Origin of the sequence: Clavibacter lycopersici (assembly GCF_003576405.1) — a bacterium.
GTDB lineage: Bacteria > Actinomycetota > Actinomycetes > Actinomycetales > Microbacteriaceae > Clavibacter > Clavibacter lycopersici.
Genome location: NZ_QWGT01000101.1, coordinates 1 through 9456, shown reverse-complemented (window position 1 = coordinate 9456; position 9456 = coordinate 1). Strand labels below are relative to the sequence as shown.

At 73.6% G+C, this 9456-nt stretch carries 6 protein-coding genes, 1 tRNA gene and 1 pseudogene; all 8 read left to right on the top strand.

Annotated features, from left to right (window positions below):
• Nucleotides 1-202 (top strand): annotated as a pseudogene (locus DZG00_RS08410) (Rv3654c family TadE-like protein); the annotation flags it as partial.
• Between the two features lie 337 nt (nt 203-539).
• Nucleotides 540-3479 carry a type I DNA topoisomerase gene (topA, locus tag DZG00_RS08405; RefSeq protein WP_119382392.1) on the top strand — a complete coding sequence of 980 codons (2940 nt, stop codon included), beginning with the start codon at nt 540-542 and terminating at the stop codon, nt 3477-3479.
• Nucleotides 3476-4111: a dTMP kinase gene (gene tmk, locus DZG00_RS08400; RefSeq protein WP_119382391.1), complete on the top strand. Its 636-nt coding sequence runs from the start codon at nt 3476-3478 to the stop codon at nt 4109-4111. The genes topA and tmk overlap by 4 nt, the downstream gene beginning before the upstream one ends.
• Complete coding sequence (locus DZG00_RS08395) at nt 4108-5343, top strand: DNA polymerase III subunit delta' (RefSeq protein WP_233550105.1); 1236 nt, start codon at nt 4108-4110, stop codon at nt 5341-5343. Before tmk ends, DZG00_RS08395 begins: the two co-directional genes overlap by 4 nt.
• Nucleotides 5340-6917 carry an alpha/beta hydrolase gene (locus tag DZG00_RS08390; protein WP_119382405.1) on the top strand — a complete coding sequence of 526 codons (1578 nt, stop codon included), beginning with the start codon at nt 5340-5342 and terminating at the stop codon, nt 6915-6917. The genes DZG00_RS08395 and DZG00_RS08390 overlap by 4 nt, the downstream gene beginning before the upstream one ends.
• A gap of 114 nt (nt 6918-7031) precedes the next feature.
• Nucleotides 7032-7107: transfer RNA gene (locus DZG00_RS08385), tRNA-Thr, on the top strand.
• Between the two features lie 140 nt (nt 7108-7247).
• Nucleotides 7248-8753, top strand: coding sequence for a D-alanyl-D-alanine carboxypeptidase/D-alanyl-D-alanine endopeptidase (dacB, locus tag DZG00_RS08380; protein ID WP_199689804.1), 1506 nt, complete (start codon nt 7248-7250; stop codon nt 8751-8753).
• 64 nt (nt 8754-8817) lie between these two features.
• The gene (locus DZG00_RS08375; protein WP_119382406.1) at nt 8818-9408 is read left to right on the top strand and encodes an isochorismatase family protein; all 591 of its coding nucleotides are present in this window, start codon (nt 8818-8820) and stop codon (nt 9406-9408) included.
• Nucleotides 9409-9456 lie beyond the last annotated feature (48 nt).

Below are 9456 nucleotides of genomic sequence, written 5' to 3'. Positions count from 1 at the left end.
CGACGTGGCCGCGGGGTTCGCGATCGGCCAGCCCTGCTCGGCGGCCGAGGAGGTCGTGGCCGCCGCAGGCGCGGCGCTCACGCGCTGCGACGTCACGGGCACGACCGCGGTCGTGGAGGCGGAGCGCCGCGACGGTCCACTCGGCCTCCCGGTCACGGCGCGCGCTCGAGCCGGTCAGCCTCCGGCCGAGGCGCCCGGATGAGCGGGTCGGCGCGCCCGGCCGACGGGGCATCGCCCTTCGGACCGGGTCGAGATCCGCACCGTGCTCCGGCGGCTCCCGGCCGTCCGCGCAGGGCGACCGGGCGGCCTCGGCGCCGCTCGGTCCGTCATCGGGCGGGGTCCTCCGGCCCGGCTCGCGAGGAGGTGGGACACGTCGCGTCCACGCGGCGCCGCGATTAGGTGGCCGGTCGGTGCGCGTGTGTATGGTGTGCCTTGTCGGGGACCCCGCCGCACGTCGCCCCGGATCGGATCCGAGCGGGCACGCATCCCGGACACCGGGTCGGCCACCGGCCCCCATGAACGCATATATAAGGAGTCACGTGCCCGGCACGAAGAAGTTGGTCATCGTCGAGTCGCCGGCCAAGGCCAAGACGATCGCCCAGTACCTGGGCAGCGGCTACGAGGTGCAGGCCTCCGTCGGGCACATCCGCGACCTCATCGAGCCCAAGAACCTGCCGCCCGAGCTGAAGAAGGGCACGCTCGGCAAGTTCTCCGTGGACGTGGAGAACGGCTTCGAGCCGTACTACGTCGTCAGCGATCAGAAGAAGAAGACGGTCGCCGATCTCAAGCGGGCGCTCAAGGACGCCGACGAGCTCTTCCTCGCGACGGATGAGGACCGCGAGGGCGAGGCCATCGCGTGGCACCTGCTCCAGGTGCTGAAGCCCAAGGTGCCGGTCAAGCGGATGGTGTTCCACGAGATCACCAAGGAGGCCATCGAGCGCGCTCGCGACAGCACGCGCGACATCGACACGGCCCTCGTCGACGCGCAGGAGACGCGGCGCATCCTCGATCGCCTCTACGGCTACGAGGTGTCACCCGTCCTCTGGCGCAAGGTCGGTCCCGGCCTCTCCGCGGGCCGCGTGCAGTCCGCGGCGACCCGGCTGGTAGTGGATCGCGAGCGTGAGCGGCTGGCGTTCGTCACCGCCTCGTACTGGGACCTGACCGCGTCGCTCTCGCCGCTCGAGCAGGAGCTCCCGTTCGACGCGCGCCTCGTGCGGATCGACGGCGCCCGCATCGCCACGGGCCGCGACTTCGACGACAAGGGCGCGCTCAAGAACGACTCGCGGCCGCTCGACGCGGAGAGCGCGGAGGCCCTCGCCGAGGCCCTCCGCGACCCGTCCGTGCCGCTGAAGGTGCAGAGCGTCGAGGCGAAGCCCTACACGCGTCGACCCGCCGCGCCGTTCACCACGTCGACACTCCAGCAGGAGGCCGCCCGCAAGCTGCGCTTCTCCGCGCGCCAGACCATGAGCGTCGCGCAGTCGCTCTACGAGAACGGCTACATCACCTACATGCGCACCGACTCGCCCTCGCTCTCGCAGCAGGCGATCAACGCGGCGCGCAAGCAGGCGGCGGAGCTCTACGGACCCGAGACCGTGCCGGACAAGCCGCGCCTCTACGCGGGCAAGAGCAAGAACGCGCAGGAGGCCCACGAGGCCGTGCGCCCCGCCGGCGAGACCTTCCGCACGCCGCAGCAGCTGGCGTCCACGCTGCGCGGGAACGACCACAAGCTCTACGACCTCATCTGGAAGCGCACCATCGCCTCGCAGATGGCGGATGCGAAGGGATCCACGGCGTCGGTCGTCATCGCCGCGGGACCCACATCCGCTGGCGAGGTGGCCGAGTTCGCCGCCTCGGGCACGGTCATCACGTTCCGCGGCTTCCTGGCCGCGTACGAGGAGAGCCGCGACGAGGAGCGCCACGGCACCGCCGAGCCGCGCGAGGCGAAGCTGCCCGACCTCAAGAAGGGCCAGGACCTCCGCCTCGTCGACGTCGACGCGAAGGGGCACGAGACCAGCCCGCCGCCGCGCTACACGGAGGCGAGCCTCGTCAAGACGCTCGAGGAGCTGGGGATCGGTCGCCCGTCGACCTACGCCGCCATCATCTCGACGATCGTCGACCGCGGCTACGTCACGCCGCGCGGCACGGCGCTCGTCCCGAACTGGATCGCGTTCTCGGTGGTGCGGCTGCTGGAGGAGTTCTTCACGGAGCTGGTGCAGTACGACTTCACCGCGGGCATGGAGGACGACCTCGACCGGATCGCGGAGGGCTCGGCCGAGCGCGTCGACTGGCTGAAGGGGTTCTACTACGGCAACGAGGCGCACAAGGGCCTCCGCCCCACCATCGACAACCTCGGCGAGATCGACGCCAAGGAGATCAACTCGCTGCGGATCGCGGACGACATCACCCTCCGCATCGGCAAGTACGGTCCCTACCTGGAGGTCCACGAGGAGGGTGCCGCCGCGGACGCGACGCCCCGCCGTGTCAACCTGCCGGAGGACCTCGCGCCCGACGAGCTGACGGCCGCCAAGGCCCGCGAGCTCATCGACGCGCCCGTCATCACCGACCGCGTCATCGGCATCAACCCGGAGAACGGCAAGCAGATCGTGGCGAAGGACGGGCGCTACGGCCCCTACGTGACCGAGCTCGATCCCGAGCCGGAGGCGGCGCCCGCAGCCGGCTCCGAGGGCGTGGATCCGGCGACGGGCGAGGTGCTCGAGAGCGCGTCGTCGGCGACCACGGGGGCGCCTGCGAAGAAGGCTCCCGCCAAGAAGCCCGCCGCGAAGAAGGCGGCCGCCGTCAAGCCGCGCACCGCCTCCATCTTCAAGTCGATGGACCTCGCGACGGTCGACCTGGAGACGGCGCTGCGCCTCCTCGACCTCCCGCGGGTCGTGGGCGAGGATCCGGAGACGGCCACGCCCATCACGGCCCAGAACGGCAAGTACGGCCCGTACCTGAAGAAGGGCACGGACTCCCGGTCGCTCACGAGCGAGGAGCAGATCTTCGAGATCGACCTCCCCGGCGCGCTCGAGGTGTTCGCGCAGCCCAAGTACGGCGCCCGCCGTCCGTCCAGCGCGCTGAAGGAGTTCGACGCGGATCCCGTGAGCGGCAAGGGGATCAAGGTGAAGGACGGCCGGTTCGGGCCGTACGTCACGGACGGCGAGACCAACGCGACGATCCCGAAGAGCGAGTCCGTGGAGGACATCGACTTCGACCGGGCGGTCGAGCTGCTCGCCGACAAGCGCGCGAAGGGTCCCGCGAAGCCGAAGGCCAAGGCGAAGGCCCCGGCCAAGGCGAAGGCCAAGGCGCCCGCGAAGGCGAAGGCGGCGACCACGACGAAGACGGCCGCTGCCAAGACGACCGCCTCGAAGACGACCACCGCCAAGACGACTACCGCCGCGAGGTCGGCCGCGGCCACGAAGGCGGCCGCCACGAGGGCCGCCAACAAGGCAGCTGCTGCGGCGGCGTCCGACGCGACGTGACCGGCGTCTTCATCACCCTGGAGGGCGGCGACGGCGTGGGGAAGTCCACGCAGTCGGCGCTCCTCCGGGAGTGGCTGGAGGAGCAGGGGCACGAGGTCGTCGTCACCCGGGAGCCGGGCGGCAGCGACCTCGGCGCGGAGATCCGCGAGATCGTGCTGCACCGGCGCGGCCACATCGCCCCCCGTGCGGAGGCGCTCCTGTACGCGGCCGACCGCGCGCACCACGTCGAGACGGTCGTCCGGCCGGCCCTCGAGCGGGGCGCCGTCGTCCTGCAGGACCGCTACCTCGACTCGTCCGTCGCCTACCAGGGCGCCGGCCGGGTGCTGGACGCCGGCGAGATCCGCGGCCTCTCGCTCTGGGCCGCGCAGGGCCTCCTGCCCGACCTGACCGTGCTGCTCGACCTCGACCAGGCCGCGGCCCGCGTCCGCCTCGATGCGGCGCGGACCCGCTTCGATCGCCTCGAGGCCGAGCGCGGCGACTTCCACGAGCGCGTACGGCAGGCGTTCCTCGGGCTCGCCGGCGCCGAGCCGGGTCGCTTCCTGGTCGTCGACGCCGCGCGCCCGCGCGAGGAGATCGCCGCGGAGATCCGCACGCGGGCCCACGCGCTGATCACAGCGGGGGCGCCCGCATGACCGACGCGACGGCACCCGCGACGCAGCCGCCCGGGACCCCCGGGAGCCCGGACGGGCGGGCGATCTGGGACGAGCTCACCGGCCAGTCCGAGGCCGTCGCCCTGCTCGCCGCCGCCAGCAGCCCGCGGGCGACGGCGCGCGACGCCAGCGGCACCGCGCTCGCGCACTCGTGGCTCATCACCGGGCCCCCCGGATCCGGCCGCTCGAACCTCGCCTACGCCTTCGCGACCGCCCTCCTGAGCGACGGCACGCCGGAGGGGGACGCGGCGACGTCCCGTCAGGTCGCGGCCCGCAGCCACCCCGACCTCGGCGTGCTGGCGACCGAACGGGTCATCATCGCCATCGACGAGGTCCGCGCGCTCGTCACCTCGTCGCAGTACTCGCCGTCGGTCGGCCGGTACCGCGTCATGGTCGTCGAGGACGCCGACCGGATGACCGAGCGCACGTCCAACCTGCTGCTGAAGGCGCTCGAGGAGCCCCCGGAACGCACCATCTGGATCCTCTGCGCGCCCAGCGAGGCCGACCTGATCCCGACCATCCGCTCGCGCGTGCGCAGCGTGCGGCTGCGCATACCTTCCGTGGAGGACGTGGCCGCGCTGATCCAACGCCGCGACGGCGTGGACGCGGCCACGGCGACGCGCGCGGCCCGCGAGGCGCAGAGCCACATCGGCATGGCGCACCGCCTCGCCACCGACGCCGAGGCGCGCGAGCGCCGCACCCGCACCCTGGAGCTCGCGCTCGGCATCCGCTCGGTGGGCGACGCCGTGCGCGCGGCCGCCGCGATGCTCGAGCTGGCCGGCCAGGACGCCAAGGCCTTCACGGTGCAGCGCGACGCCGACGAGCGCGAGCGCGCGCTCCGGTCGCTCGGCGTGCAGGAGGGCGGGTCCATCCCGCCGCAGCTGCGCTCGCAGATCCGGCAGCTCGAGGAGGACCAGAAGCGGCGCGCCACGCGGAGCCTCCGCGACGGCATCGACCGGATCCTCGTCGACCTCATGTCCCTGCACCGCGACGTGCTCCTCCACCAGCTGGGAGCGGAGCTGCCGCAGGTCAACGAGGCCATCGCCCCGCGGATCGCCGAGGCCGCGGAGGCCGGCACCGCTGCCGCGTCGCTGGCGGTCCTCGACGCGGTCGGCGTGGCCCGTCGCCGGATCGACGGCAATGTGTCGCCCGCGCTCGCGCTCGAGGCGATGCTCGTCTCCATCACCCGCACGCGCTCGGGAGGCCGCGCGTGATCGGCCGTCCAGCGCATCCGCGCCGCCTCCGTCGTGCCGGGGCGCTCGGCGCCGTCCTCATCGCCGCGGCCGTCGCGCTCAGCGGCTGCGGCCTCATCCCCGTCCCCGAGCCGCGCAGCTCCACCTCCAGCCCCACCACGGAGGACGTCCCGCCCGACCTCGCCCGCTACTACGGCCAGGCCCTCGCGTGGTCCCCGTGCGAGGACGGCGCGCAGTGCGCCACCGCGACCGCGCCCCTCGACTGGTCCGCTCCGGACCCGGCCACCGACATCCAGCTCGCCCTGGTGCGGCACACCGCCCGCGGCGCCGACGGTCCGCGCGGCTCGCTCTTCGTCAACCCCGGTGGCCCCGGTGCATCGGGCGTCGACTTCGTGAAGGCCAGCGTCGACTACGCGGTCTCGCGCGACCTGCAGGACGCGTACGACGTCGTCGGCTGGGACCCCCGCGGCGTCGGGGAGTCGACCGCCGTCGACTGCGTGGACGACGCCCAGCTCGACTCCTTCCTCTACGGCGAGACGGAGGCGCCGCCCGGCACGCCCGCGCACGACGAGGAGCTGGTGCAGGCGTCGAAGTCGTTCGCGGAGTCCTGCGCAGCCCGGTCCGGCCCGCTCCTCCAGTTCATCGACACCCAGAGCACCGTGCACGACCTCGACATGCTGCGGGCCCTCGTGGGGGACGAGGAGCTGAACTACCTCGGCTACTCCTACGGCACGAGCATCGGCGCGCAGTACGCGCAGGACTTCCCCAGGCACGTCGGCCGGATGGTGCTCGACGGCGCGACGGATCCCTCCGCCAGCTCCTTCGACGTCGTGCTCGCGCAGACGACCGGCTTCCGCACCTCGTTCGAGTCGTACATGGCGGCGTGCCTGGCGGGGGAGGGGTGCCCGTTCCGCGGATCCGTCGACGAGGGCGAGCAGACCGTCGCCGAGCTCCTCGACCGCCTCGACCAGAGCCCGCTTCGCGCCCGCGACGGTCGGGAGCTCGACGGGCAGGTCATGCGCAGCGCCATCGACGCCGCCCTCTACAGCGAGCAGCAGTGGCCGGCGCTCACGACCGCGTTCACCGAGGCGCTCCGCGGCGAGTCCGCCACGGCGTTCGCGCTCGCCGACTCCTACTTCGGCCGCAGCCCGGACGGCACCTACACCAGCAACTTCTACGAGGCGTTCCTCGCCATCCAGTGCATCGACTACCCGGTGGAGCGCGATCCCGCGGTGCTCGTGACGGAGGCGGCCGAGCTCCGCGCCGCCGCCGGCGAGCTGGCCGACGACGACACCTCCCGCGACGGCGAGCCCGACCCGCTGTGCGGCAACTGGCCGTATCCCGCCCGACAGGCCCCGGCGCCCGTGACGGCGGAGGGCGCGGCGCCCATCGTCGTCGTCGGCACCACGGGGGACCCCGCGACGCCGTACTCGTGGGCGGAGGCGCTCGCCGGGCAGCTCTCGTCAGGCGTGCTGCTCACGTACCAGGGCGAGGGGCACATCGCGTACGACGAGCGGGATCCGTGCATCGTGGCCGCGGTCGACGGGTACCTGCTCGGCGGGGATCCGCCTGCCGCCGGCACCACCTGCGGCTGACGCCGGCGCGGTCCGAGCGCAGGCCTCGCGGCGCGGACCGGCAGGCGTGCAGGAGCGGCCTCCGGATCCGGTATGCTCTCTACTCGTGCCTGGTACTCGCTGAGTCCGGGCCGGGCCGCCTTAGCTCAGTCGGTAGAGCATCTCACTCGTAATGAGAAGGTCGTCAGTTCGATTCTGACAGGCGGCTCCACCATCCCCTCCCCGTCGCGCTCTCCCCGTGAGAGCCGGGGGAGCGGCGTATCGCCTCCTCCACCGGTCCCGTCCGTCGCGTGCGTCCGCGGCTTTCCGGCGTCCGGACCGGCCCTAGGGAGCGGCGTCTAACATGGCCCCATGCGATCCCCAGCCGACGGCCCCGACCGCCCGCGCGCCGACCGCACCGACCCGTCCGAGCTGTCCTCACCCGCGGCCCGCATGGGCGACCGCTCCCGGGATCGCGACCGCCGCCGCACCCGCTCCGTGACGGCCGCCGTGGCCGTCGTCGCACTGCTCGCCGCCGGAGCGGTCGGCGCCGGTGCGCTCACGGGCCGCGCCGGCAGCGCCTCCGCGAGCGTCGCCGCGACGGCCGACCCGACGCCCACCCCGAGCCCGACGCCCACCGCCGCACCACCGCGGCCCGCGCCCGGCGACCCGGCCGCGGCGAACGACCTCCGCATGTGCTCCATCTCGACCCTCGCGCAGGATCCGCGCCTGGCGACCTTCGAGGGCCAGGTCCGCGACGCCGCGACCGGCCGCGTGCTCTTCGACCGGAATGGCAGCACCCCGGAGCGCACCGCGAGCGTCATGAAGGTCGTCACGTCGGCTGCCGCCCTCGCCGCGCTCGGCCCGGATCGCCGCATCGCCACCACGGTCGTCCGCGGATCCGAGCCCGGCACCGTCGTGCTCGTCGGCGGTGGCGATCCCACGCTGTCGCGCCTCACCTCCGGCAGCTCCGTCTACCCCGGCGCACCCCGCCTCAGCGACCTCGCCCAGCAGGTGCGCACGGCGTGGGCCGCGGATCCCGCCACCGCGGGCACGCCCATCACCCGCATCGTGCTCGACACCTCCCTCTTCTCCGGCGACACCTGGATCCCGTCGTGGGCCGCGACCGAGCGCAGGGCGGGGTACTCCAGCTTCATGACGCCGCTGCAGCTCGACGCCGACCGCGCGGATCCCGCCGCCGTCGTCTCCGCCCGCAGCGAGGATCCGCTGGCGCGCGTCGGCAGCACGTTCCGCTCCATGCTGGGCGGGTCGGCCGAGGTCACGCAGGGCACGGCACCCGCGGGCGCCGCCGTGCTCGGGAAGGTCGAGTCGCAGCCCGTGTCGTCGCTCATCCAGACCGCGCTCATCAACTCCGACAACGTGCTCGCGGAGTCGCTCGCGCGGCTCGTGAGCATCCAGGTCGGCGCGGGGAACACGCAGCAGTCGCTGGCCGCGGGGATCCCGAAGGCGCTGCAGGCGTACGGGCTCGACACCTCCGCGCTCACCATCGTGGACGGGCAGGGCCTCAGCCCTGACAACCGCGTGCCGCCGTCGCTGCTCGCGCAGCTGATGATCCAGGTGGATCAGCGCCAGCAGGCCCTCGGCTACCTGCACGACGGGCTCCCTGTCGCGGGCCGCACGGGCACGCTCGCGAGCCGCTTCACCGGCGACAGCGCCGTGGCGCGCGGGCAGGTCGTGGCCAAGACCGGCTGGATCGACACGGGCTACACGCTCGCGGGCATCGTCGACGCGGCCGACGGCATGAAGCTGACCTTCGCGTTCTACGCCATCGGGAACGTGACGGGGGACGCGAAGATCGCCCTGGACGCGCTGGCGGCGGGCACGTACCGCTGCGGGGCGGACCTGGGGGACGAGTGACGCGCGGCCCGGTCCCGGGCGGCGGATCCACGGCATCGGGCCTCGCCCGGGGAAGGAGCGGCGCATGAGCAGGGCGCTGTTCATCATCGACGTGCAGAACGACTTCACGGAGGGCGGCGCGCTCGGCGTCGACGGCGGCGGCGACGTCGCGCGGGGGATCACCCGGCTCCTCGCCGCGGAGCCGTACCGCTACGACCACGTCATCGCGTCCCGCGACTGGCACGAGGCGGCGGGCGACAACGGCGGGCACTTCGCCGCGGCCGGTGCCGTCCCCGACTTCTCGACCACGTGGCCCGAGCACTGCGTGCAGGGCACCACGGGCGCCGAGTACCACCCCGACCTCGACGTCACCGCCGTCGACTTCCACGTCCGCAAGGGCCAGGGCGCGCCCGCGTACTCGATATTCGAGGGCACCACGGAGGACGGGGTGCCGCTCGCGGACCTGCTGGTCCTGCACGACATCACCGACATCGACGTGGTGGGCCTCGCGACGGACTACTGCGTGCTCGCGTCGGCCCTCGACGCGGTGCACCAGGGCAAGCGCGTGCGGATCCTCGCCGACCTCGTCGCGGGGGTGGCGCCGGCCACCAGCACGGCCGCCCTCGACCGGCTGCGCGACGCGGGGGCCGAGATCGTCGAGGGTCCGGCCGACTGACCGCCGCGCGGGTCGGCGCGGCAGCGGCGCCGCGCACACGAGCACGAG

What these genes read in the sequence shown, in the direction of transcription:
- DZG00_RS08375 (WP_119382406.1), top strand. Translation starts at nt 8,818, where the DNA reads ATGAGCAGGGCGCTGTTCATCATCGACGTGCAGAACGACTTCACGGAG.
- dacB (WP_199689804.1), top strand. Translation starts at nt 7,248, where the DNA reads ATGCGATCCCCAGCCGACGGCCCCGACCGCCCGCGCGCCGACCGCACC.
- DZG00_RS08395 (WP_233550105.1), top strand. Translation starts at nt 4,108, where the DNA reads ATGACCGACGCGACGGCACCCGCGACGCAGCCGCCCGGGACCCCCGGG.